20 protein-coding genes are annotated in these 26,022 nt (G+C 57.3%); 9 read left to right on the forward strand and 11 right to left on the reverse strand.

The features are described from left to right. The 3 genes from BREU_RS10965 to BREU_RS10975 all read left to right on the forward strand — a co-directional run. On the forward strand, positions 1 to 1,371 hold a 1,371-nt coding region (locus tag BREU_RS10965), incomplete at its 5' end, for a sugar ABC transporter ATP-binding protein (RefSeq protein WP_044096011.1). A 15-nt stretch (positions 1,372 to 1,386) separates the two neighbouring features. Further along, the gene (locus BREU_RS10970) at positions 1,387 to 2,388 is read left to right on the forward strand and encodes an ABC transporter permease (RefSeq protein WP_044090141.1); all 1,002 of its coding nucleotides are present in this window, start codon (positions 1,387 to 1,389) and stop codon (positions 2,386 to 2,388) included. A 7-nt stretch (positions 2,389 to 2,395) separates the two neighbouring features. Continuing rightward, entirely contained in the window at positions 2,396 to 3,988 is a 1,593-nt protein-coding gene (locus BREU_RS10975; RefSeq protein ID WP_238567085.1) for a hypothetical protein, read from the forward strand. Positions 3,989 to 4,123: 135 nt separating this feature from the next. Here BREU_RS10975 and BREU_RS10980 read toward each other — a convergent pair whose 3' ends face one another. The 5 genes from BREU_RS10980 to BREU_RS11000 form a co-directional block, all read right to left on the reverse strand. Beyond that, positions 4,124 to 7,450, reverse strand: a complete 3,327-nt coding sequence (locus BREU_RS10980) for a DEAD/DEAH box helicase family protein (protein ID WP_152598623.1) — start codon at positions 7,448 to 7,450, stop codon at positions 4,124 to 4,126. Next, positions 7,450 to 8,490 (reverse strand): Eco57I restriction-modification methylase domain-containing protein, encoded by a 1,041-nt coding sequence (locus tag BREU_RS10985; RefSeq protein WP_044090142.1) that lies wholly within the window; start codon positions 8,488 to 8,490, stop codon positions 7,450 to 7,452. The genes BREU_RS10980 and BREU_RS10985 overlap by 1 nt, the downstream gene beginning before the upstream one ends. A gap of 1 nt (position 8,491) precedes the next feature. Further along, positions 8,492 to 9,520, reverse strand: coding sequence for a hypothetical protein (locus BREU_RS10990; RefSeq protein ID WP_052382139.1), 1,029 nt, complete (start codon positions 9,518 to 9,520; stop codon positions 8,492 to 8,494). 493 nt (positions 9,521 to 10,013) lie between these two features. Then, positions 10,014 to 11,306: an amidohydrolase family protein gene (locus BREU_RS10995; RefSeq protein WP_044090143.1), complete on the reverse strand. Its 1,293-nt coding sequence runs from the start codon at positions 11,304 to 11,306 to the stop codon at positions 10,014 to 10,016. A 60-nt stretch (positions 11,307 to 11,366) separates the two neighbouring features. Further along, positions 11,367 to 12,716 carry an amidohydrolase family protein gene (locus BREU_RS11000; protein WP_044090144.1) on the reverse strand — a complete coding sequence of 450 codons (1,350 nt, stop codon included), beginning with the start codon at positions 12,714 to 12,716 and terminating at the stop codon, positions 11,367 to 11,369. Between the two features lie 116 nt (positions 12,717 to 12,832). Here BREU_RS11000 and BREU_RS11005 point away from each other — a divergent pair, with 116 nt between their 5' ends. The 3 genes from BREU_RS11005 (at position 12,833) to codA (ending at position 17,374) form a co-directional block, all read left to right on the forward strand. Next, positions 12,833 to 14,347: a PucR family transcriptional regulator gene (locus BREU_RS11005; protein WP_044090145.1), complete on the forward strand. Its 1,515-nt coding sequence runs from the start codon at positions 12,833 to 12,835 to the stop codon at positions 14,345 to 14,347. A 120-nt stretch (positions 14,348 to 14,467) separates the two neighbouring features. Further along, positions 14,468 to 15,955, forward strand: a complete 1,488-nt coding sequence (locus tag BREU_RS11010; RefSeq protein ID WP_162178925.1) for a purine-cytosine permease family protein — start codon at positions 14,468 to 14,470, stop codon at positions 15,953 to 15,955. 165 nt (positions 15,956 to 16,120) lie between these two features. Then, on the forward strand, positions 16,121 to 17,374 hold the full coding sequence (codA, locus tag BREU_RS11015) for a cytosine deaminase (protein ID WP_202962232.1): 1,254 nt from the start codon (positions 16,121 to 16,123) through the stop codon (positions 17,372 to 17,374). Positions 17,375 to 17,397: 23 nt separating this feature from the next. Here the strand turns inward: codA and BREU_RS11020 are convergent, their stop codons facing one another. Beyond that, positions 17,398 to 18,012: a recombinase family protein gene (locus BREU_RS11020; RefSeq protein WP_462138069.1), complete on the reverse strand. Its 615-nt coding sequence runs from the start codon at positions 18,010 to 18,012 to the stop codon at positions 17,398 to 17,400. Between the two features lie 244 nt (positions 18,013 to 18,256). On the opposite strand from BREU_RS11020, the gene BREU_RS11025 reads away from it, so the two are divergent. Continuing rightward, a complete protein-coding gene (locus BREU_RS11025; protein ID WP_044090148.1) occupies positions 18,257 to 18,748 on the forward strand; it encodes a hypothetical protein in 492 nt (163 codons plus the stop codon). Between the two features lie 244 nt (positions 18,749 to 18,992). Here BREU_RS11025 and BREU_RS11030 read toward each other — a convergent pair whose 3' ends face one another. The 3 genes from BREU_RS11030 to BREU_RS11040 all read right to left on the reverse strand — a co-directional run bounded on the left by BREU_RS11030 (position 18,993) and on the right by BREU_RS11040 (position 22,146). Beyond that, positions 18,993 to 19,640: a helix-turn-helix domain-containing protein gene (locus BREU_RS11030; RefSeq protein ID WP_044090150.1), complete on the reverse strand. Its 648-nt coding sequence runs from the start codon at positions 19,638 to 19,640 to the stop codon at positions 18,993 to 18,995. 334 nt (positions 19,641 to 19,974) lie between these two features. Then, on the reverse strand, positions 19,975 to 20,850 hold the full coding sequence (locus BREU_RS11035; protein WP_044090151.1) for a glycoside hydrolase family 43 protein: 876 nt from the start codon (positions 20,848 to 20,850) through the stop codon (positions 19,975 to 19,977). A gap of 111 nt (positions 20,851 to 20,961) precedes the next feature. Further along, a complete protein-coding gene (locus BREU_RS11040; protein WP_044090152.1) occupies positions 20,962 to 22,146 on the reverse strand; it encodes an MFS transporter in 1,185 nt (394 codons plus the stop codon). A gap of 172 nt (positions 22,147 to 22,318) precedes the next feature. On the opposite strand from BREU_RS11040, the gene BREU_RS11045 reads away from it, so the two are divergent. Further along, positions 22,319 to 23,338 carry an AraC family transcriptional regulator gene (locus tag BREU_RS11045; protein ID WP_044090153.1) on the forward strand — a complete coding sequence of 340 codons (1,020 nt, stop codon included), beginning with the start codon at positions 22,319 to 22,321 and terminating at the stop codon, positions 23,336 to 23,338. A 12-nt stretch (positions 23,339 to 23,350) separates the two neighbouring features. Here BREU_RS11045 and BREU_RS11050 read toward each other — a convergent pair whose 3' ends face one another. Both BREU_RS11050 and BREU_RS12555 read right to left on the reverse strand, forming a co-directional pair. Then, positions 23,351 to 23,599, reverse strand: a complete 249-nt coding sequence (locus BREU_RS11050) for a hypothetical protein (RefSeq protein ID WP_044090154.1) — start codon at positions 23,597 to 23,599, stop codon at positions 23,351 to 23,353. Next, entirely contained in the window at positions 23,596 to 24,186 is a 591-nt protein-coding gene (locus tag BREU_RS12555; RefSeq protein WP_330935793.1) for a ParA family protein, read from the reverse strand. Before BREU_RS12555 ends, BREU_RS11050 begins: the two co-directional genes overlap by 4 nt. Before the next feature lie 178 nt (positions 24,187 to 24,364). Here BREU_RS12555 and BREU_RS11060 point away from each other — a divergent pair, with 178 nt between their 5' ends. Further along, positions 24,365 to 25,327, forward strand: a complete 963-nt coding sequence (locus tag BREU_RS11060; RefSeq protein ID WP_238567086.1) for a replication protein RepA — start codon at positions 24,365 to 24,367, stop codon at positions 25,325 to 25,327. Positions 25,328 to 26,022: the final 695 nt, after the last annotated feature.

The following is a 26,022-nucleotide window of genomic DNA, read 5'->3' on the forward strand; positions in this document are numbered from 1 at the left end:
AAAARGGATTCCGGACGCATCCTGATCAATGGCGAAGAAGTAGATGTCTCCACGCCCAAGCAGGCTGACAATCTGGGAATCGCTATCATCCATCAGGAGCTGAACGTGGTGCCCACGATGACCGTGGCGCAAAACCTGGCCTTGGGAGATGAGCCGCTTCGTAGGTCCCGTCTCCTAGACAAGAAACGCATGCGCGAAGACGCCGTCCGCAAACTCGAGGTCATCAAGGCCGATATCGATCCGGATGCACTGCTCGGTGACTTAGGTACAGGCGAGCAGCAGATGGTGGAAATCGCCAAGGCAATCGCCCAAGATGCAAGGATCCTCATCCTCGACGAGCCCACCGCATCGCTGTCCCGCGCGGAGTCCGAGCACCTGTTCACCTTGGTGAACATGCTGCGCGAGAAAGGAACCGGGCTGATCTATATCTCCCATCGTATGGAAGAGGTCTGGCGGCTCGCCGACCGGATCACCGTCCTCAGGGATGGTCATACCGTCATGACCACGGACATTCAGCACGCGGATCAGAACGATATCGTCGCGAAGATGGTCGGCCGCAAGGTCGAAAAGCTCTACGACCACAGCAAGCGGACTATCGGCGAGGGAGTGCTGGAGGTCAAGGACCTCAGACTGTCTCCCGACTCACCTCCTGTGTCGTTCACGGTGCATGCGGGAGAGGTGCTCGGGATGTCCGGACTGGTCGGCGCGGGACGTACCGAGATCGCTAGGGCAATCATCGGCGCAGACAAGCATGATTCTGGAGAGATTAGGCTCCACGGCAAAAAGGTCGCGTTCAAGTCGCCGAAAGCGGCAATCGGACAGGGCGTCGCATACCTTCCGGAAAGCAGGAAGACCCAAAGCATCTTCCCGGTCCGAAGTGTCGAGGACAACATCTCCATATCGTCGCTCGGCAAGTACGAGAAGTTTGGATTACTGCAGAAGCGCAGAATCCGGACTGACGTGAAGGAGTCGATGAAGCTGGTCAACATCGTGCAACGACTGCTGACCACGCCCATTGTCAACCTGTCCGGCGGTAACCAGCAGAAGGCCGTGTTCGCCCGATGGCTCATGAAGAACTCCGACGTGCTGATCTTGGATGAGCCCACACGAGGTGTTGATGTCGGCGCGAAGCAGGAGATCTACGAGCTGATTAGCTCGCAGGCGGATCAGGGTAAGGCGATTCTGGTGATTTCCTCGGATCTGCCGGAGGTCCTAGGCATCAGCGACAGAATCCTTGTCGTACGTCAGGGGGCCATCGCCGCCTGCATCCCAGAGAATGAAGCGACGGAGGAGAAGGTCATGGGGTATGCAACCGGTGTAGTGAAAAGCCAACCCACTGATTCCGCGACGAATGCCGCAATTCAACGATGAAATGAGGAGTTTCCAATGAAGGAAAAGAAAAAGATGAATTTGGCGTCGGCCTGGGAAAAGGTCGGTATGCCGTTTGTGCTTCTGGTGCTGGTCGTGTTCATGCTGGTCAAAGCACCGAACTTCGGTACCGTGAGCAACCTGTTCAACGTGGCGAGGTCCATATCCATCAGCGCGATTCTGGCGGCTGGCATGACTTTCGTGATCATTACCACGGGCATCGACCTGTCCGTCGGCTCGACCATCGCGGTCAGCGGCTGCATCGCTGTACTTGCAGCCCGATCGGGTCTCAACCCTCTCCTCGCAATCATCTTGGGCATGGCGATTGGCGCTCTGATCGGCCTGATCAATGGATTCCTGATTGCATACTGCAATCTTGCCGCGTTTATCGTCACACTCGGCACGATGACCTTCATGCGAGGATTGGCGTACACCATCACAGGTGGACTTCCAATCGTCGATAATGCCCTGAACTTCCGCGCTTTGGGCAACGGGTATCTGTTCCATGTTCCTATTCCGTTCATTGTGATGATAATCGTTTATGTCATCATGTGGATCGTCCTCGATAAAACCAAGTACGGCTCTCACGTCTACGCGGTGGGAGGCAATGCCGAAGCGGCAAGGCTCGCAGGTATCAACGTCAAGGGGGTGCTGCTGTCCGTATACGTGATCGCAGGCATCTGCGCCGGCCTCGCAGGTTGCATCTTCGCGGCGCGTGTGGTTTCCGCCCAGCCGACCGCCGGCGACGGTTACGAAATGGACGCCATTGCAGCTGCGGTCTTGGGCGGCACTTCACTGATGGGCGGCAAGGGCAAGATCCCCGGGACCCTTATTGGCGCAATCATCTTCGGTGTGCTCACTACCGGCCTGGTGCTCATGAACGTCCCGTTCTTCACACAGCAGCTCGTCAAGGGTGTAGTCATCATCATCGCCGTGCTGATCGATGGTCTCAAGGAGAATTCGTTCTCATTCGGATTCTTGAGAGGCATTGGTGCCAAGCAGGCTGCAGCCGCAAACTAAGGGAGACATGACGATGACGCAACTATATTCTCAATACACTATTGTGAACCGCTTCACGAATCCTACGAAGGTGCAGCCGGTCGAGGTGAAACTTCCAGGAGCCATAGACGCCGATACGCTCATCGGCTCCACAGACAAAGGCCAGACCTCGCTATTCCAGAAAGTGCGCGGAGCGTCAGATGATGATGCAACAGCATATGTCGGCGTCCTTGTGCCCGTCGATGGAGAACGACTGACACTGCGTGAGCCGGAAGACGGGGAATCCCTGCTCAGCGGCATCATCAGTGACGAGCTAACCAAGGAACGTGATGCGGTATGCCATCTCGATACCGGTTATTTCGATATCGAATTGTGCAGAGGCACCGGCAAGGGTGAAGGGGCTTCCAAGTGGGGTATCAGGCATTTTCAGACCAAGGATGAGCGTTTTGACTTGCTGAAAAGCGGTAACAACGCCATCGGCGGTTTCTACGGCCCCTTCTTCACCCCTGAGAACGGTCTGATCAATCCTCCGGAGCATGTCGTAGCCGATGTCCAACTAGTCGAGTCCGGTCCGATCATGCATCGATACCTACTTACGGGCCGCATCCCTGACGGACTACGTCCTGAGTTACAGGGCAAGTCCTTCTCCATCGAATTCACATTCTATTGGAAAGTCGACTTCTTCGACCGCGTATACCACGTGGATACGTTCGAGACCGAAGTCGACGGAAGAAGCGTCAGCAATCGCATCACGGTCGGGGATGAATTCGAAAGTGGGGAAGGCAATCTGGTTTTCAACCGATTTGATTCATATCAACCAGTACCCTTCCGAGGCGGAGACCCCTACGCTGGATTCCTCAAGGATGAAGTTCAGAGCGTGCTGGCGGATGAGGCGGAGACGACGCCACGCTTCGATTACTTCCGCACCCTGCTCAACCGCGATCTAGAAAACGCACATTGGGATCTTTACTGGAGGCTATTCTCCCATTGGGAAGGTGCCTTGACTGTCACGGGACTTGATGCACGACTGGGGCATGTCCGATCGTTGGCGCATCGCGCTGCAGATGATAATTCACGACCTTGGCAGTTCCCCGAAACTGCAGTAGATGTTTCCGGGCAGGACGAGGAGACCATTTTCCCGGGAGCCTCAGCATGTACTGCGGAATACGATACCGAAACAGGTCGATGCATGATCTGGATCACATCTCAACCTTCCGGTGCCTTCCAGATTGTGCAAAGACCACAGTCAGGATGGGTGAACTGGGGCACAAACGGTGAGAACGAATGCCCAGCACTGCCTGTCGGCTCTCGGATCAGGACAATCTATGGACCATACGGCGATAACTGGCGAAGCCGCGCCGATGAATCCCGATTCGATATTATTCGCGTTGAACGCATGCGTAAGCATATTCTATGTTGGTGGTTCGGCGCTCTAGGAGTACCGAACCACCAACGCATTCCGTTGCATAAATTCGAATCTCGTATCCTCAGCCGATGTCGGAAGGCTCTTATTTATCTGCGGTTTCCGGCCGTTCTCTTAGTTTTTCACGGCATTTGGTGTTTATTACGTGGGGGTTATTGCGCGAGAACTGCGGTGTCGTTGAGGTTGGGAACTGGCTGATAATCCTGTGCAGCGGGTGTTCTTTGAATGGTTTGTTCGTCTCTGAAACCTCCTATCTAAAAGAGCTCTTCTCCTACTCGCTCAATGGTTCATACAACGAACGAACCACTATCACATTCGTTGTATGAACCATTGTTATCCGAAGGTCTTGTCCACGTAATCGGCGAGTTTGCCTTCCTTGGAGAGTTGCGCGGAATCGGCCATCGCGAAATGCGTCTCGCAGTCCTTGCCGAACTCGTCGTTCGGACCGAGGATGTAGTGCGTGGCGATCTGGTAGATGATCTCCGTGGGTGCGATGCCGTACACCTGATGTCCGAAGATGTGCTTCAGGCGTTCGTCCCCGTTGGGGTACAGCTGTCGCATGTGTTCGCTGTTGTACAGGCGTTTGACGATCTCCGTGATGAACAGGCCGGATTTCATGTACAAATCCGCGAACGTGTGTTCGGGATCGTCGAAGCATCCGGGATTCTCCTGCTCGAACAGATCGACCATCTGTTTGACGACCTTCTTCGGAGTGAAGATCTGGTTGGTCTTCTGTGGTGGGATGTAGTCGAAGATGTCCTCCGTCTGGGATTCGTCGAAATAGTTCGCCAACTTGGACTTCAACGCGATGAACTCGGCCACGGAGTCGTTGAACACCACCGGGTCGAACAGGTTGCCGTCGAAGTGCGTGCCGTTGACGTCACCGCCATCGCGCAGCAGCCGGAACTGGTCCACGGTGATGGAAGTGACCTCCAGAAACACGTTCGGCGGGATGATCGTGTCGAACGATTCCAGCGTCGTGTCCTCGTCGCCGTAGGCCATGAGGAACGAGGGGATCGTGCGGGAGAAACCGCGAAGGTGATCCTTGATGTCGTCCATAAGGTTGATACGTTTCGCCTCACTTTTGGCGGTCTCGACCTCGCGCACGATGGTCTGGCCCGTCTGCTTGGCGACGTTGCCAGCGACGTCCTTCAGCTTCTCGTCGAGCACATCGCGCGCTTCGGCGTGCTTCTGGTCGTATTCGGCGTTGATCCGATCGGCTTCCTGTGCGGTCTCGGCCTCTTCGAGCTTTTCGTTGCGTTCCTGCTCGATGATGTTGCGCTGGATCTTGAAATCGCCGATGTGCCTGTTGATCTCGATATCCGCGTCGGCTTTGACCTTACGTTCGATCTTGGTTTTCTGCGACGGTTTGAGCGTATCGTCGTAATGCTGCTGCGCGACATCGATGATCGGCTTGGTGATGTTCGAGCTGAGCTGGCTGGCCAGCGCGTCAAGCTCGGCATCCTCCTTGGAAGGTGTTTTCTGATTCGCCGCAGCGTCCTCGATAAGATCTGCAATCGTGTTCTCGACTTCGCTGTACACCTTGTCGCCGAACATGGCCGCAGCCGTGCCGATGATCTGCTCCTCGGGGATGTCCACGTCGCCTTTCTCGTTGAGATGGGCCTCGTCGGCGGTCGCCTGCATGCCGCCGAGATCTTGTGTGGGCTTCGGCGTGGGCGTGAGCGTCTGGAGGATGGTCACGATGTCTGCGGGCGCGCGGAACACGTTGCTGATGTTCTGGAACAGGTAGTCGGACATGAAGCCGCGTTTGACGACCTCGCGCGAGCGGATCTTGCGCGGCAGGGAGAGCACTTTCTCCGCATCGAGTTCGATCATCTCGCCGGCCTCGTCCTCGCCGAGGACGGGAAGGAAGTTCAGCAGTTCGCGCACGTTCTGCTTATGCTCGTCGAGCGTGCCCTTGCCGCCGGCGGTGCTGGGGTTGAGGTTGTTGGCGAACTCCTCGAAGATCGTCAGCGTGCGTGCCGGGTCGAAGTCGAACACGTAGGCGTTCTCCTTGCGCAGATACCTGCCGGTGTTCGCCTCATGGAACAGGCAGGGGTTCTGCGCGCGGAACGCGGCCTGCATGTACAATGCCGGGCTTTTCATGTTCGACAGCATGAGCACGGCCGTCCACTCCGGTATCGTCACGCCGGTGGTGAGCTGGCCCACGGAGAGCGTGATGGTCCTGTCATGTTCCCGAATGGCATTCGTCACGCGAACGAACGACTTCTCCGTCTCCTTCTGATCGTCGAGACTGCCATCGCCGGCCGCAACGACGATCTCGTAGTCATTGAACACGGGATGCTTCTTCAGCTTGCGGGCCAGGGCCTTGGCGCTGTCCACGCGGTTGAGCATCCACAGCGTGTGCCTCAGCTCATCGCGCAGCTCGGGCGTGGAGAACGGATACTTCGTCTGCCGGGTCAACGCGTCAAGGAACTTGTCCACATCATCGTTGTGCTTGAAGTACCCGCGGTCGTCGGTTGCGAAGAACTCGTTCAAATCGAACGCGTACTCGGCGGTCTCCCCGTCGAGCTCGATGCCCTGCGAAGCCTTGTCGGCGATGATGTCCGACATCTGGTAGGTGAACAGGTTCAGCTTCGGCAGCGTCTCATACGGATTGGTAATCTCGGGGTCAGACCAGTCGCGTTTGGCCTTCTGCTCGTCTGCGTACGTCCAGTTGTAGATCGCATCCTCGTCGAACTTCTCGTCCGCGAGGGCCTTGAACGGCGTACCCGACAGGTGGAGGGTGAACCTGCGGTTGATATGGTCGAACGCCACATCGGTCTTGTAGGTGTCCACGCCCTCATGGGCCTCGTCGATCACGAGCAGATCCCATTCGAGATGGGCGACTTCTTCGAGCTTCTTATACGCGCCACCGAAGTAGATGGATCCCTTGATGTCCTGCAGGCTCACGAACTCGATACACTTGGGCGAATTACCGGCGAGCAGCGCCTTCTGGTAGGCGGAACGGGACATGACATACGGCTTGTCCGCAAGCTCGGACGTCTCGGACACGAACGTATACCCGGACTCGGTACCTAGGAACTTCACGTAATCCGAATACCACGAGTTCGCGATGGCAGGACGGTTCGTCACGATCAGTACCTTGACCGCGTCCAACGCCTTGCACAGCGCATACGTGGAAAGCGTTTTGCCGAAACGCGGCTTCGCGTTCCACAGGAACTCACCACCCGGATGGATTCGCGCATAATCCGCAGCCTCGTCCACGGCCTCCTGCTGCTCATTGCGCAACGTGTACGGGACCGCGGCCGGCGTATCCGCTACGCCATGGTTTTCCCGGAACTCATAGAAGTAATTGCGGCTGGTGGGACCGTCGGTGTGGAACCATTCCGGCGGCTTGCCACCCGGCTCCACAGGTGCCATGCGTTCAATGCCGAGCTTGGACAGGTATGCGTGGAAGTCGGTATCATGGAATGTCTCGTCGGTACCCTCGTAGATCGCGTTGCCGTTCCACTCCTTGTGGGCCCGCACGTTCGCGGTATGCGTCTGCTGACGGATACGCTCATCCACGTTCTGCTCGGTATAGCCGATTTTGATCCACCCATCATGGGTACGAACATCCGGCGTCGTATAGGCATAGATCTGGGGAAGGGCAGGCGCGGCGCTCCTGACCTTGCCGGATATATCCAGAATGCCCATCAGTCCATCTCCTTCACATGAGACTCAATGAACGCAATCTCATCAGTTGTCAAACCGTACTTGCGATAGAGCTGGTTATCAACATCAGAAACTGAGCTCATCCAATCAATATCTGAAGAAGAGGTAAAGTCTTGCATTGGAATCATTTCCCAGACCTGTGAAGGACTGTGCTGCGTTACTTTTCTAGCACCAAGTAGTCCTCTAAAGAACTTGGTTCGGTAATATCGAGATAGATTTACCACTTCTTCCATAGTTACAAACGGACCAGCGTTAAGAAAAGTGTCAGCCGTACCTTCTCCGGGCTTACCGATAACCGGCTCAGCTAGAATTTCACCATATTGACCTGAGTTATTTGCTTCAGGAATAAACAATTTAAATGAATCAAGATAATCATTATCCCTGATGTAAAAGCGTGGGACATATCTCCACTGTCTCTTTCCTGCGATTCGAGCTAAGAACCTAAGATTATCAGCCTTCGGGATTGGAGATTGCGTAAACACTTCGTCCATTTTCTCAATGAAACTTGATGTTATCTTAGTTCTAGTTCCGCTCTTAAGAATAGCCTTGACGTTCTCATCATTTGCATTATCATGAAAGAATTTATCGGAAAGCTTGTAAAGGCGCTGCGAAGCGAAAAGAACGTTGAGCCGTTTTTGATTGACGGTAAGAGCATCAACCTTTTGAATAATTGAATTTAGTTCGGGGTAGATAGTAAAAACGTGAATCGGACCAATATCTCTGCCACTATCATGTAACGTTATAGCAATCCCACCCTTGATATCAGTGCCTGAAAAAATAGTAGAAGCATTCGATTCATACGAGAGAACTTTAAGGTGTGCATCACTGAGCATCTTCTCGTTCCACTCTACCGGAGTTTGGCCTGCATTAAAAAGAAACCGGCCTGGAGTAATAAGCTCCACCTTATTACCAACCTTATAAGAGGCATCCATAAAGATGTTATAAATCGGTTGCTTCCGCCCGTTACTGTCTGTTTCTTCCTGATATGGTGGATTGCCAATGATGGCGTAGAACTTCTTCATCTCAAACTCCTTTGTTTCCCTTCAGCGAAGTGTATGTTTGCGGACGGCGCTTGCGCCAGTCGTAGATCATGCAGGGCTTGGCCTTCTCTACGACCGGCTCATCAAGTGTGTCGAACAGATCCATAGGCTCGATCTCCTTGACAGACGCGTCGCTGGGCGACGTATCGGTGAATCCATCCATCTGCCATAGGTTCCATGCGATGATGTTGGCCGTATGCCGAATCTCGCTAAGATCAGGCTCCTTGCCCCATCGCGCCTGCATGTGCTCGGCGAAGGTCTCCAGTACGTTGATGCGAGCGACGAGCAGGTTGTCTCCTTGATACTCGAACCCGTAGGTGCTTTCGAGTGCGCGATACGCGTATTTGCGCCACATAATGTAGTCTGTAGTGTTTTCCGACACCACGCGCAGCTTGCGGTCGAGGAATCCGATGCGCGAATCCACGGGCAGTGGCTGACCGGTCACCGTGTCGTAGCGTGAGCAGATGAACGGCGCCTCTCCGCAGGTGATCTCCAAGCGCAGACAGTCCACGTAGTCACGCCAGTTCAATTCGCCGAACTCCACCGGCGTCGGGGTCGCCGCCCACGTGTGTCCGTCCATGATGGTGAACGCATTGGGCCGGCCGAACCACTGCTCGTCGATGTCGTCGTTCATCCGGCAGCACAGCCATGAAGGAGTGAACACCTCGGCGTGCGCGCGCGTGCGCGCCGCCTGACTCTGCGCATCCTTCTCCGTGCGCGGCATGATGAGAGCCGAATGCTCACCGGTGATGCGGTCGATTGTGATCTCGTCGTACATGCCATATCCGGCACCGTACTGCTCATACTCACCGTCCGCCCAAATGATGTGGCGCTTTGTCGTCTTGTCCTGCAACAGACTCTCCAGCACCAGCGCCGGATAGCGTTGCAGGAACGTGTCAATGAAGTCCTTGGTGTTGACGGTCGGCTCGACACTTCCAGTGCCTTCAGGAGCGTCCGTGACATCCTCCTCTCGTAACCGCATAGTCGGTTTGCCCGTCAGGGTCGTTGGCATGCTGGACAGTTCCGCCTTTCAGTTGAACACGGCTCGCCGGGACACGGCTCACCCCTTCGTGCTCGCGTAGCTGAAGTCGCAAGTTCTCCCAGTATACCTAAAACCGCAAAATTGAGCCTCAGGATTCTGGGCAACAAACTCGGCCTCCGCACCGAGGCTCGGCACTTCAACAAAACCAACTGATGCAGGCTCTATAAGCGCGAATTGTGGGATGGCATCCGGTCGGAGGGATATAGGCGCAGGATGTGATGGTGGTTGGCGAGCTGTATTCACGCATGCGAAGTGCCGGATATTGATGTGATAATCGATAGGGTTTCTCACGCTTACGGAGAACCATCGCAGAATGATAGGCCTCAACCACTTGACATTTATCCTGTGTTCAAGTGTGTGTCCTCGATGCAACAATAATATGGTTAACCCGTTCTTTCGGTGGGCTCGCGCACAAATGGATACGAACCCACCGGTTCCAGACCTTTGGACTGTTATTGGAACCTCACTGAAGCAGTGAGATATCACTGTCAATAGTTGTAGCGCTGGTGAACAGGGTGCGGCCGTCGCGGACGGAGCGCAGGATGCCACAGCGCTGGTAGACGGCGTCAAATACGTTGGACGCGTCAAGCACGATGAAGTTCGCGGGCATGCCGGCCTCGAGCCCATATTGGTCGTTGAGGTGCATGGTGGTGGCGCCGTTGATGGTGAGGAACTTCAACGCGTCGTCGATTTCAGGGAAGCTCATCATCTGGGCGAGGTGGAGCACGTAGTCGAGGATGATCATCATGTTGCCGTTACCGAGCGGGTACCACGGGTCCTGCATGGAATCCTGTCCGAGAGACACATTGATGCCGTTGTCGGTGAGCTCCTTGACTCGGGTGATGCCGCGACGCTTCGGGAACGTGTCCTGACGCCCCTGCAGGTACAGGTTCTCGGTTGGCGCGCATGCGAAATTGATCTTCGCTGCTTTGAGGAGCTTGGTCAGGTGGAAGAAGTACGCGTTGTCGGCGGAGCCGAGCGAACAGGTGTGGCTCGCGGTGGTCATCTCGCCGATGCCTTCCGCATATGCGAGGGCGCTGAGCAGTTCCACGAAGCGGGAGTTCGGGTCGTCGGTCTCGTCGCAGTGCACGTCGATCAGTTTGCCGTATTTCGCGGCGAGTTCGACGACCTTGTGCATGGATTTCTCGCCGAACTCGCGACAAGTCTCGTAGTGGGGAATGCCGCCCACGCAGTCGGCGCCCATGCGCAGTCCCTCCTCGACAAGGTCCGCGCCGCCCTTGTATGAGTACATGCCTTCCTGCGGGAAGGAGACGATCTGGATGGTGACGATGTCCTTGAGCTCCTCCTTGAGCTCCAGCAGCGCCTTCAACGAGGTGAGGTTCGGTTCGGTGACGTCCGCGTGAGAACGGATGTACTGGACACCGTGGTGCACCTCCATAGCGACAGCCTTGCGTGCGCGCGACTTGATTTCGTCGACAGTCAGATCGGACTTGGTCTCGCTCCAGCGTTGGATGCCCTCGAACAGAGTTCCAGTCTCGTTCATAGCACCGGGTTTGCGAGCGGTGAACACATAGTCGAGATGCAGGTGCGTGTCGCAAAAAGGCGAGCTGACCAGCTTGCCCTTCAGGTCCACGATCTCAATCGCATCCACGTCGTAGCCCTGCGCGGGCAGGCTCTGTGCGAGCCCTTCCTCGATGGCGACGAACCTTCCGTTTTCGACGAGCAGGTCGCGGGGGCCTTCTTCCCCCGCAATTTGTGCGTTGATGAAGAGCGTGGTCGCCTGTGCCGATGCCATGATTGCCGTCCTTTGTTCTTGTGGTGTTAGTCGGGATGGGTGAATGAGACTGGTTCAGAATCAGTCGCGAATGGGTTCCAACAGTTGGGACATGGCTGCGTCTCGTCTGCGCATCCAGTCTTCTCCTTGCCGTTGTGCATTTTGGAGAATGTCGTCTTCGTCAGCGGTGAGTAAATGGCCGTCTTGGACAAGTACTTGGCCGTCGACCATGACGGTGTCAACGAAATTTCCCTGCATGGCGAATACGAGCGCCCAGATGAGATTGGTGTCATCTTTCTTGTTCCAGCAAATGGGGCGCAGGCTTGGATGATTGAGGTTGATGGTGATGAGGTCTGCTTTCTTCCCGGCCTCGATCGAACCGATTGTATGCTCCATTCCGAGCGTGCGTGCTCCGTTGATCGTGGCCATGCGCAACATAGTTTTCGCATCGAACGCTTTCGCGTCCATGTACCGAACCTTCTGCATGAGAGACGCGAACTTCATTTCCTGGAACAGGTCCATGCTGTTGTTGTCGATGGGGCCGTCGCTACCGAGAGATACATTGACGCCCGCTTCCATCATGTCCCTTACCGGTGCTGTTCCGCATCCGAGTTTCGCCGCAGATATGGGGCAATGACAGATGCTTGCGCCCGATTCAGCTATGAGGTCCATGTCACTGCGGGAGATCGGAACGCAGTGACCGAGGGACAAGTAGTCGCCGAGGAAACCACGATGGTGCAGCAGTTCGATGATGGACATCCCGAACCGTTTGCGGGAGGTCTCCTCCTCTTCGGGATGCTCAGGTCCATGAGTATGGATGCGCACCCCATAACGTTCGTGCATGTCAAGCGCCCTAGCGTACATTCTCTCGCTGGAATAGAATACATCTTCGATGCCCGCCTCAATCTGCACACGTCCGTTGAATGCACCGTGCCAATCACGAATCAGCTGTTCGTTGCTCTCGGAGGTTTCGAAAAAGTCATAGGGCGGCACGTCGGCGGCATAGGGAGCAAGAAACACGCGCAGGCCCATCTCTCCAGCGACCTGGGCCGCCTGGTCCATGTGACGATGCATGTCCTGTACGGTCGTCGTCCCGTTGAGCAGGCATTCGAGGTATCCGAGGCGGTATGCCTGACGAGCATCGGACGGAGTACACGTGCGATGCTCAAGATCATATACAGGTAGCCAGTCGACCAAGTCAAGGTTCTCGTCCACTCCACGAATCAGCGAGGAGTGATTATGCGTATCGATGAGACCGGGCATGAGAACGTGACCGGTGCAGTCGACGATCTGAGAGCCCCGCGGAATCGGAATACTGTCATAAGATCCCACTGCAGCGATGCGGTCACCGTCGACAAGCACAGTTCCATCAGGAATGATTGTGTCATTATCGTCGATGGTGAATACGATGGCATGAACCAACGCTTTCATGACATTGCCTCCTAGTGATGACCGTACGTTTGATTTGGCTGTTAGTATCGGCAACAGTAGTTGCGGCCATGTTAAGAAGATGACGTGCCGATTGTTGTTGGATTGGACGTTTTGTCATGTCTGTTACCATGTGGGATGTGTTCGATGACCCGGTGTTCCGCCAGTGCGAGCCGTTGATCGCTGCTGGCCGGTCTGGGATGGACTGCGCGGTCCGTTGGGCGTATACGGAGGAACGGTATGATGTGACGCGGTTCTTGTCCGGCGGGGAACTTCTCATCATCGAAGGCAGTGCGCTGGCTGTGTTGGATGACGAAGCCCTGAGAGGATATGTGGACGCACTTGCGGAGGCCAAGGTGAGCGGACTGGCTATAGAGCTTGTGGACTATTTCAAAGAGGTGCCGACAGTGCTGGCGAGCGAGGCGGACGCAAGAGAACTGCCTGTCATCGGGCTGCGCCGTCGTGCGCCTTTCGTGATGCTCTGCCAGCAGATCAACACGCGGATTGTGCGCGAGCAGATGCTATCCACCATCGAGTTGGACACTTTGTCCACCACGTTGCGGCGTGGTCTGTCAAACGCCACATCTGCAAAGGCGGTGGCCGATGTGCTGTTCCGCGTGCTTGGTGAACCGGTCGTCATCTTCAACACGGAATGCGAGCCAATAGCCTCGACCGGAATGGAGGACGAATCAGCTGACTCATGGAAAGACCAATCATTCCTGATGATCCCAGCATTTTCTTCCGGGTCGCCAGTGGCCACTGTCGGCATATCGCAACAATTCAGCGTCATCGACACTCCTGTGCGCAACATCATCCGTACGGAGCTCAACAGATGTCTGCCATCCTTCATCCCGCAGAGCATCGAGTTCAAAATCCGCATGAAGCTGCTCGCTGGCGCGCGTGACGGCGTGTGTGCGAGGAACGCGGAAATCGCGGACGGCGAGGAGATGATGAACGCGCTTGGGTTCCTGAAAAGCTCACTGTGCTTTGTGTTTGCGATCGTGTTTTCTGCGCCAGGTATGCGCGTCCCCCGGTTCGCCGAGCGATTGCGCGCGGCGAACCGGAACGACGATGGGCGCGCCGACACGCTCTTCCTCATGGAAGGGAACGCGATATACGGATGCTTTCTATCTGACGACGCATACACGCACAGCGCGGGGTTCAACGAGCGATGCCGGACCCTGCTGGCCACGTTCCCATCACCGGACGTGTGGGTCGTGGCCGGGGTGTCAACGACGGGAGCCTCTGGCCTGCTCAACGGGATGGCGGCATTGCGTCACATGGTCGCAGCTGGTCGGCCTAACTGGGGACACATCACACCGTTGAACGACGGAGTGTACGAGCGCATGCTCGACATGGAACGCACCAGAGACGCCGTGGACATGTTCATTGGGCAGATTGCGGGACGACTGCTGCCGAACGATGCGACGCTTGTGGACACGCTGCGCGTACTTGCTGAAAGTAACGGGTCGAAGACAGAGGCGTGCGTCCGTCTCGGCGTCAAACGGCAAACTCTCTATAACCGCCTTGACAAAGTGACGGAACTCACTGGCATCGAGCAGAGGGACCATAAGGCTTGGAATTCCTTGCTTACAGTCGCCCGTCTCATCGCTACCAGGCGCAATTGCGAATGAGATGTACTAGACGAAACGTCAAACAGATTCACTGTTCAGGTTAACAATCGCTTCACTATGGCGAAAATCCCGGGGAGGATGGTGGACGTCATCGACTATTCGATTGGAAAGGTGACGACCATGAGCAGTGCAGTCGCGACAAGAAAAATAGGTGCAGTTCCCATGGACGCGACGCGTCGGCCCGCGCCCGCCGCGAACGATGGGGAAAACTGCGAGGACTTCCTCCAAGCGGTTCCACAGTCGGCTAAGACCAAGAGCCTGTGGGGCCAGTTTTGGACATGGTTCGGCGCGAATGTCGCGCCAATTAACTGGCTGCTCGGCGCGCTCGGCGTGCAGATGGGGCTAGGCCTGTGGGAAACGTTCGCCGTGATCCTAATCGGCAATCTCATCGGTATGTCCGTGTTCGGCTTCATGGTCCTGCTCGGACAACGCACCGGACTGACAGCCATGTTGCTCGGTCGTCGCGTGTTTGGCCGGTACGGTAACTACCTGCCGTCCGCCATTCAAGCAGTCGTCGTAATCGGCTGGTGCGCAATCAATACATGGGTCGTACTCGACTTGGTGACTGCCCTGCTCATGAAGGTCGGTCTCGTCGACTCCATCGAAGGCCACTTCGCCTTAAAGGCAGGCATCGGCGCGTTCGTCATGCTCGTGCAGGTCATCGTCTCCCTGTTCGGATACAAGGCGATTTCAACGTTCGAGAAGTGGACCGTACCACCCACCGTTGCAATCCTCGTGGCTATGACCATCGCCGCATGGGGCTTCATGGGCATCGACTGGAACTATGCAGGCACGCTATCTGGCACCGGCGTCGACAAGATAGCCGCTATCTCTTCTGTTATGACCGCCATCGGCATCGGCTGGGGTTTCACTTGGCTGACTTACGCGTGCGACTACTCCCGTTTCGTTAGCACAGACGTACCTAAGAAGCGACTGTTCGCCGCGAGCTCCATCGGTCAGCTCATCCCCGTCGTATGGCTCGGCCTACTCGGCGCGACACTCGCCACCAAATCCGGCAGCATCGACCCCGGCCAGCTCATCGTCGACAACTTCGGTGCACTCGCAATCCCAGTGCTACTGCTCGTCCTGCATGGCCCGATTGCCACGAACATCCTCAACATCTACAGCTTCACCCTGTCCGTCCAATGTCTCGACATCAAGGTCAACCGTCGTGTGCTCAACGTGTTTGTCGGCGTGTTCGCTTGGTTCGGCGTGTGCTTGTTCCTTAGCCTCAACGACATCGGAAACACGCTAGACGGATGGCTGTCCGCCGTAGCTGGCTGGACTGCCGTGTGGGCAGGCATCATGTTCGTCCACTTCTTCGTAATCGAACGCAGGCGCGACGACTTCACCTCCGTGCTCGGCAAGGCCGGCACCGATGGCATGCCTGTCATCGGTTGGCAGTCCATCATCGCATTCTTCGCTGGTTTGTTCATGAACTGGATGTTTGCCTACGGCAGCCTCCTACAGGGACCCGCAGCGACGGCCATGGGCGGTGTGGACCTCTCCTGGCTGTTCGGCATCCTCACCTCCGCTGGCATCTATTATCTGCTTGCTAAAAGCACCAACCTCACCAAATCGAACGCCGTAACGCAGGCAACTGCCTGACATATCTGGCCGACCGATACACATATCCGTCCGAATAGGAAGTGGGACACCCCACATAATGGTTGTCCCACTTCCTCATGAATAACAGACCGGCTTCTAGCGATAAGAGTCACAATGGAACATCCATTTGCGGTGTTCCGACCAAGACCCGCAGAAAGGCCCTCCATGACCGAAGCATCCATGATCATCCACAACGTCCACATAGAGAATTCGACCGAGACCATGGACATCCGAGTCACAGACGGCCGTATCGGAGAGATTGGTGCCTGTCTCCCCGTACACGCGGGCGACATGACCGTCGATGGACATAGCGGCGTCGCCATCCCCCCATTTGTCGACCCACATGTCCACCTCGACGCAGCCCTGACTGCTGGCGAACCGGAATGGAATGAGACCGGCACACTGTTCGACGGAATCCGCATCTGGTCTGAACGTAAGAAGACCCTCAGCAGGCAAGACGTGAAGGACCGCGCCGTTCACACCCTGCGAATGATGGCCTCTCATGGAATCCAATACGTGCGCACACACGTGGACGTCACCGACTCCAATCTCGTCGCACTCGACGCCATGCTTGAGGTGCGCGAGCAGGTCTCTCCGTTCATCACACTGCAGATTGTCGCCTTCCCGCAGGAGGGTATCCTCTCATACCCGGACGGCAGACAGCTGATGGAACGTGCCGTCGATGCAGGTGCTGACGTGGTCGGCGGCATCCCTCACTTTGAGTTCAACAGAGACTACGGCGTCGAATCTCTGAAGTTCCTCGTTGACCTCGCCGCACGCAACGGACGGCTCGTAGACGTGCATTGTGATGAGATTGACGACCCCGCCTCCCGCAACCTTGAGGTGCTCGCCACACTCGCTTTGGAGACCGGGCTAGGCGCGAGGGTCACCGCCAGCCACACCACCGCCATGGGCTCCTACAATGACGCGTATGCGTACAAGCTTTTCCGTCTCCTGAGAATGTCAGGTATCAACTTCGTATCCAATCCACTCGTCAACATGCATCTCGGCGGCCGTTTCGATACTTACCCGAAACGCCGCGGCCTCACACGAGTCAAAGAACTCGACGAGGCCGGCATCAACGTCGCGTTCGGCGAGGATGACATTCGCGATCCATGGAGCCCGCTCGGCGCAGGCAACATGCTCGACGCCGTACACATGGGCGTCTACGCAGCCCAACTCATGGGGTACCAGCAAATCATGGACTCCTACAAGTATGTGACCATCAATGGCGCCCGCACCCTGAACATTCCCGAAACCGACTACGGCATCGCCGTAGGCAAACCCGCCAGCCTCGTCATCCTCGACGCGCCCGACTTTTACCAGGCGCTCAACGAACATGCTGAAATCCTCTATAACATCCGAAACGGCCGCATCATCGCCGAAACAACACCACGCGCCACCCGTCTGCACATATAAGCGCCGATACTACGACAGCTGAGTCATACCGCAACAACGCCGCCTAATGCCCTATACACGGTGGCCCTGCCCACTCCCATCATGGCGGCGATCTGGTTGACGGTCACGGTCTTGGAGTCGTAGAGCCGGCGGATCTCGGCGATCTGCTTCGTGTCAAGTTTCGCCGGCCGCCCTCCTCTGCGCCCGCGCGCACGCGCGGCCTCGAGCCCCGCGTTGGTGCGTTCGCGGATTAGGTCGCGTTCGAACTGTGCCAGGGCTGCGAAGATGTTGAACACGAGTATGCCGCCGGGCGTGGTGGTGTCGATGGCCTCGTTGAGGCTCACGAACCCGACACCCATCTCCTGGAACCGGTTCATCAGCTCCACGAGGTTCTGCACACTGCGACCCAGACGGTCAAGCCTCCAGACAACGACCACGTCGCCCTCACGCAACAGCTCCATCATCCTGTCGAGCTCCGGCCGGTGCGCCTTCGCACCGCTGGCGGTGTCCACGAACAGCCGGTCGCATCCGGCCTTCTCCAATGCGTCACGCTGCAGGTCGGCCGTCTGGCCCGCGGTACTCACTCTCGCGTATCCAAATCGTTTGCCCATACCGGAAAACGTATCACAACCCGACATCAAGCTTCTGATATGAGACATTGTTAATGAGACGGTTTTTGATACATGTTCTCCCGGCGTTTCGGAGACGGAACCCGCATCAGCCGGACAGCGTCCGCAAACCTCCGTTTATGGAACTATACGGTTCCCCATTATTCTCGCCGAAACAAATGCCTCTGTCTCTTGATGGCCGGATCAGGGATGGTGTAATCTGGTACGGTTCTCCCAAGCCGCAAAGCTTGAGCGGACCATCAACCATGGATCCACTTTCGATCGGAGAACGAGAATGCAAGACAAGGAAACACCGCTCACACTCACGTGCCTGATCTGCGGCAAGACACTAACGGCCGAAATCTGCATCGATTCCCGCATAACCGAAACCGACACCCTCCCCGAGGAATACAACGACACAGACTTCCTGCCACTCGAAGCCATCGAGATGACCTCATACGGGCATTACGGAACAACGTTCTTCGACCCATGCGACGACGGCACGCAAGTCGCCGCGCTCATCTGCGACAACTGCATGGAATCGCGAAGCGAACGACTGCTGTACATCGACAAGCAACGCCGTCTCAAACCCTTCGACGCCACGATGAAGGAACTCGACGAGAAGGCACGTGCCGACCGCGCGGCATACGAGGCCACCACAACCTGTCTGCCACCCCAGGAGATACCAAGGGACGAAGACGGGTACCCGGACGTCGAATACGTCGACCGCATCGTCAGGCGCCTCATCGACCCCAGTGACGATGAATCACGCTCGCAATCCGAGTGAACACCCAGAACCACCACGCGAGTAAAACAGGGAGCGAAGCGCCGGCAGGTCATATGACCGCAACGAGTGCCACACACTCTTAAGAGTCCAAGTGTCCCACCTGCGCTCTTCCTGTCAGAATTCAGCAAGGGAGAATCATACAAAGCGCTTGCGCCCATCAGTCGCCTGCTTCCAAATCGCATTGCCGAGCACTTCATCGGCATCCGCACAAGTGGCAAACGATATGTCGCAGGACCCACAGGTCTCAATACACAGGGATGTTATCGATGTAGCCTATATCACGCGCCTTCTTGATCCACCGTCCGGCCGTGGATTTGCTGATGCCGAAGGCGTCAGCTACTGCCTCATGCGCGTCTCTATCCCCGTACCGTGCGGCGACGTAGATGCGCGCCGTGCGCTCGAGATCGAGTAGTCCAGCCCCTCTGACGTGTCGCGTGGGATCGCTCCATCTCATGACGTTTTCCCACAACCACCAGCGTGGTGTCCGGTTCATGCCCAGATCCTGCAATATCCAGTTTTGAATTACACGACGCTTGTACCGTTCGATGGGGAACCGCCTCATGGTCTCGCCATCGATATCGAGAGGCTTAGCCTCGTTTGTCGTGTTTTCACTCGCGCCAAGAAAGAACTTTGAAACCACGAAATCTCTAAGCTGTGGCACATAATCGACTTCGATGCAGGCAATGACCAAACCGGGGACTTCCTTGACCGCAATGCTGAATGCCTGCATGTTGCAGGGGACATATAGATCCGCGCCGAGATGTTTCATTTGCCCTGGAATGCTCGGATTCAATTCCGAATCGGTGTCCACCAACATGTGGAACACCCCATCGATGTGCGCGCGCAATTCGTTGCTGCGGAACAAATCTGGGCCTAACTTCATATTCTTCATATTCACACGATATATGAATATTCGTTTGTATTCAAATCACCATTTCTATTTTATCTTCGGTTTCTTTCTTCTGACCATGGCGACCTATGCCAGTCTTTCCACTCGACGGACAATACAACCCATAATTATTTAATTAATTATTGCATCCGATAATCAAAACGATGAACGGCACCAATATGATGCCATGTCGGGAGATGCAATTTGTCAGGTTACCGTCATGCATACAAATCAGGGGGTGAGACGTGGCATCATGCCGTATGTCACGTCTCACCCCCAATCCGTTTTCTGCACGCAGGCGACCTAATGACCGTTCAGCTTTGTTGTCCGTACCGCCTTATCCGACAGTGAGCACGCCGTCGGATTCCTTCACGGGAAGGAACACCGGGCGTTCCTGGCCCGGGTCGTTCGGCGCGTGGAGCGCATACCGGGTCCGGCCGTCGAATCCGGCGAACAACATACCATGACCACCGTGGGTGAGGACCGGTTCCGCATATTGCGTCCACGGTCCGGTCAACTCGCCGCTCTCGCTGACGGCCTGGCCCACAGCGTAGCCGCCGGATGCCGACCAGCTGGACCAGAGCATCGCCAGACGTCCGTCCGACAGCCTGTGCAGGAAGGGGCCGTCGGAGAAGTAGGCGGGTCCGTCGATGCCGAACTCCGGCTTGGCGAATGGCACTGGCACCGACCAGGGGGCGTCGGACGCCTTGAACAAGGTGACCGGTTCGCCCGTCGTGGAAGCGAGGTCGTCGGAGAGCAGGACGGCGTCCATGTCGCCTTCGGGCACATCCTCCAGCGAATGCGAGTAGACGAGCCAATTCTTACCATCCTGATCGGCGTATACCGTGCCGTCGATGCACGACTGGCCGGGGTCGGTCAGCTGGGTGATGTATTCGAAGGGTCCGAGAGGGTCCGCGGCGCGCAGCACGTGCACGCCCTTGCGCCCGTCGGGTCTGCCGAGTGTGGCGATCAGGTAGTACATGCCGTCATGCTCGTAGCATTCGGGCGCCCAGTAGGCGCGGTCCGCGTCGAGTCCGGCGGGCTTGTGGAACACCTCGAACGGGCCCTCCCATTCATCCAGATCATGGCTGGTGTAGCAGTCGAAACCGTCCATGACGCCCCATACGTCGTCTGCGCGCGTGCCGTACAGGTAGTAGACGCCATCGTGGGCGAGGACGAACGGATCCCGGATGTGGATTTCATTGCTGTTCATATGGTCCCTTTCATCGAATTGCGGTAGCGGATGTATGGAGTTGTACGGTCAGCCGATTCTGTGGACGGCTGACCGTACTGCCATCCGTCCCTTCGGATGCCTATCTGATGCTCACCGGCCGGTTTCGAGGCACTTGCGCTGGAAGTCGCTGACGCCCAGGGCGACGGCACCGGCCAGCGCGATCACGGCGCCGATGAACATCGCGCCGGCGGCGCTCGAAACGAACAGGCCGTTGATCAGGTTGACGGTGACCGGGCTGGCGAAGCCGCCAAGCGCGTTCGCGGTGGTCATGGCCGCGATGCCCATCGGGATGAGGTAGGGCTTCTCGATCATGGTGACGAGGAACGGGGCCTGGGCGTAGTACAGGCTCAGTCCTGCGCCGGCGAGGAAACTGCCGATGATGAGCAGTGGAAGGTTGGAGGCGAATCCGAGCAGCAGCAGTGCGAGGCCTTCGACCAGGAAGCCGACCATGAGCAGGTGGTTCCTCACGAATTTGACGAGAAGGCCGACGCACAGGCCGGCGAGAAGGCCGCCGAGCTGTCCGATGGTGGAGACCAGTCCGGCGGTGCCGGCGTCGCCGAGCCCGCGCTGTTCGACGAGCAGGGACAGGTTGTTGCTGTAGGCGTTGTTCGCAAGCAGGAAGAAGAAGCCGGCGATCACGAGGAACCACATTTTCCCGTTCATCGCCTCGCGGATCGAGACCTCGGGGCCCGAGCCGTGCGACTTCCCCTTCTCCTCTTTCTCGCCGTTCTCGGCGGGGATGGTGAAGGCGCAGACGATGAGGACCACGGCGGCGAACAGGTAGACGAGGTAGGCGTGGTACCACTGGGCCGTGGCGAGCTTGCCCGCTAGGCTCATGAACACCATAGCGCCGATGCTGGCCACGGCGACCTGCTGCCCCATGACCGACTGGCGCTGCTCGCCCTCATAATGCACGGAGATCAAGGTGGGCAGTATGTTGTTGATGAAACCAAGGCATACACCCATCAGGGCGGAGAACGCGATCACCGCAGCAAGGCTGGAGTGGATGAAGTACGGCAGCATGCCGAACAGGAGAATGCCGCCCGCGCCGATGAGGGCCACGGTCTTGCGCGACAGGACGGAAGCGAGCTTGCCTGTCAGCCATGCGCCGACCAGCGCGGTCAGGGTGGACGCCGAAATGATCATCTGCACGCCGGACAGCGAGCTGTCCGGGAAGGCCTGGGCCACCATGCCGATGATCGGCACGATGAAGATGCCCGACAGGGTGATGGAGCTCAACGACAGGATGCCTATCCTGGTCTTCAATGCGTTCATTGGATTCTCTCCTCGATAACGACCTTGTTACTATCGACGCAGCGCTGTTGAATCCAACGATAAGACACGGCAATTCAGCTATGCTGACCTGATTGCACTCTATAATGACCTCCATCGCGTCATCGTTGCGCAACAACCCCAAGCATCCGGCGCTGAACGAACATGGAGAGACATGGACACGCCCACACTCCGGCTCCCCCGCCTGACGGCAGGCGGCGACGAACGCTACGCCGACCACACCAGAACCGGACGGGCCGCGGCGGATGCCGCCGACACCGGTGCCGACGCGCCCATGACCTCGTTCGACACCATCGCCGCAGCCAGCGCGCACCTCGACAAGGACGACGACTTCGGTGTCATCGGCCATGACCTCGACCATCCGTCACAGCTCCACCGGCATGACTACCTCGAGATCACCCACGCGCTCAAGGGAACCGTCTTGGTCTGGGTGCAAGGCGAGACCTGCGTGCTTGAGGCCGGAGGGACCGTTCTGGTCAAGCCCGGTGCCCGGCACCTCATATCGCCCATCATCGAGAATGGCCGCGCGCCGATCGAGGCGGATGTCCTGATACGAAGCCGGCTGGTTGAATCCATGCTCACGGTCTCGGGCTCGGGGGCGCATGAGGACATGGCATTACGGCAGTGGCTCGATGATCCGTCGCAGTCATACTGTCTGCTTGAAGCGGGACACCATCCAGCCGGTCAGGCCGCCATAAGCAGGATGCTGATGGCGTATTGTGCAGGGGAACGCTACCGTCCCAATCTCGCCGTCATCGGCGGCCTGCTCGAACTGATGCACACCGCATCCGACGCCTTGGAGAGCCGGATGCACATCGACCCCTTGATCGGAGCGATCATCGACGTCATCACCAAGGACCCCTCTCGAGCCACCAACGACGGCATCGCCGATACTCTCGGCTACAGCGTCGGCTACCTGTCACGCTACGTGCGCAAGCACGATGGTCGTACTCTCGGACGGCTCATCAACGAGGAAAGGCTCCGTCAGGCCGCCGAGCTGCTCATCACCGGCGATCAGCCCATCGCCGAAGTGGCGCATGCGGTCGGATACGACAGCGCGGCATACTTCCACAAACTGTTCCGAGACCGCTACCTGACGACGCCAAGCCAATACCGCAACGACTTCCGCATCGCCTTGACGCACCGTGTCCCCTCAACAACAATAATTAAATAACTAATTAATTATTTAATTAACTGTTTCTTGCTTGTCCACGTACTGCCTGATCGCCTGCTCGAAGACCTCCTGCATCTTCATGCCGTGGGTCGTCGCATACACCTTGGCTGACGTTCTTACCGAGGAATGGATCCTTATGGAGGTCATAACCAACGGGTCGTCGACGCCGCGGTTGTCGTCGTCCTCGCGGAACACGTCCTTGACCTCCTTGATCTCCCGTTCGGTCGTGACGGGCCTGTAGGCCTTGCGGTTGCCTTTCATGATTCGATCTCCTTGATGAGCTCGCTGAGCACGTCACCGTACTCGTACAGTTTGGTCGGGTTCCATCCGAGGGACTTCTTGATCTCCTGGCGTTTGCGGATGACGGTCTCGAACCGTGGCGTATCGTTCTGGTCCAGCGCCTCCAGGGTCTCCTTGAAGGCGGTGGTGCCCAATTCGGCTCGCACGACGAGCGCGGCGGCCGGCTTCTTGTCGCTCACGGCCTTGAGCGTCGCCCAGGCCTGCTGGAGGTCGAGCGGCGAATCGGAGGTGGGCACGATGACGAAATCGGCCACGTCGATGGCGGTCTCCAGCACCCTTCCGGACGGCGGCGCGTCGATGAATCGCCACTCCCCCTTCGCCGGCTTCAGACGCGTCAACGTGGACAGGTTCGCCGGGACGACTTCGAACGGCAGCGGGTCGTTGTTGTCGGACGCGAGGTCGGCCCACAGGCTCGCCGATGACTGCGGGTCCGCGTCGAGCACCTGGGCGTCAAGCCTCTCATGGCCGCTGCCGCGGCCAGGTATACCGCCGTCGTGGTCTTCGCGACCCCGCCTTTCGCGTTTGCGATGGTTATCTTCATCTTCCACCCCTTGTTAATTAATTATTTAACACAATCAAACAATGGCATGCTCACCCACAGTCTACAGCCTGCAGGGCAGGGACACGTTATTTAATTAAATAATTATTTAGTTATTTAATTACCATTATTCGGGTTTCCCATGTACCATGGAGCGCATGGAATCGACGCGACGAGGTGAAGGCGGCATGAGCGAGTCACAGGCACTGGTGGTCCAGACGCTGATGGACGTCGAGCAGCGCGAGCCGAGCAGCAAGGAGATCTGGTACGGCCATTCGATCCTCACCTCCACGCTGTTCCCCTCCACCCAGCCGAAGGCCGGCACGGATTTCGTCAGCAAGACCAACGGCGCCATCGAGTACATCCTCGAGGCCGGCATCGATCCCGAGGAACGCAAGAGGAAGTTCCCCTACGGGAAGTACCCGCGCCTCATCATGGCGTGGATAGCCAAGCAGATCAGGGCCGCGAAGCGCACGAAGACGGAGTACGTGGATCCCGCGACGCGCACCATCACCATCCCCTCCATCTGGCAGCTGTGCAACGAGCTGGGCCTGCCGCGCGGGGGCAAGACGGCGGACAAGCTCCAGGAGCAGCTGAGGCTGCTGCTGGCCAGCCATATCTCCATCCGCAGGACCACCGGCTTCGCCGGGGGCAGGATGCATGATCTCGTTTCCCTGCCTCTCGTCGAGATGGTGCGATTCAAGGAGGACGACGACTCCGCGTTCTCCGGCAGCGCCTTCGTGCTCACCAAGGAGGTGTACGAGCGTCTCGCGCGCGAATCCGCACCGTTCGACACAAGGGCGAGTTCTCTCCTGCTGAGTGGAAGAAGCGTGCTTCCCTACGACATCTACGTGTGGATGACGGGCAGCATGAAGAACCTCAATCATCCCCTCCCCATCACTTGGGAATGGCTGTATGAGCGCTTCGGCGATGGCATCGGCGAAATCCGCAACTTCAAGATGAAGTTCCGCCGTGCGTTGGACAGGGTCCATCAGGTGTACCCGATGGCGAGGTTCGTCGTCAGCAGCGAGGGTGTGACGCTCTTCCCCAGTCCTACCGCGATAGGCCAACGCGAGAGCACCGTCGACCAGATTACTGGTGAAATCAAGACCGTGCGTCGAGGTTCGACGAGACGGCGCAGGAAGCAATGACGTACCATACCGGCATTGCTACGATAGTCCACTACCTGCGGCCTTCACTCCCCGGACCGCCTCGTGGTAACGCGGTCGTATAGGCCCGGGGATACGTCCGGATTGATGGACTATCGTAGCGGCCATTGCAAGCCGATAACGGCTGAAGCGCCGAGAATGCGAACCGCATGGTGATTCACCGGGCTATGGCCGGTATCGCGCCCGGACCGGTGCCAGCTCTACTGCTACGATAGTCCACTATCATCCGCCCCAACGCACGGCTGGCAGTGGACTATCGTAGCGTCGCCGCACATCGCCGATTCTCGCACCAGCAGGGTGCTTGCGACGAGAATCGGCGTCATTCCGCGGATACCGGGTATCGAACAGTATCGTGGCAATCCGCCAATCATAAGATCCGAAGCATCGTACGGCACCGGATTCGTGGACTATCGTAGCGGGCTGTCTATCGCAGGAGCCACGTTACGATAGTCCATCATCGAGCTTCAACCGACCATCTGACGGCTAGTGGACTATCGTAGCGTTTCGCGCCCCTCCGGTTATTCACCCAAGCAGATCGGCATCGTTCCAAGCATTCAGCACGGCAGCGCCTTCCCGGTAAGGGACATCGGCCCGGTTCCTGAACCGTCGTCCTGACCTCGCCTCTAGTGGACTTTCGTAGCAGTCCGGTTGAAGCCGTCTGGGCGTCAACGCGGCCG

The organism is Bifidobacterium reuteri DSM 23975, from assembly GCF_000741695.1.
In the GTDB taxonomy this organism is placed as follows: domain Bacteria; phylum Actinomycetota; class Actinomycetes; order Actinomycetales; family Bifidobacteriaceae; genus Bifidobacterium; species Bifidobacterium reuteri.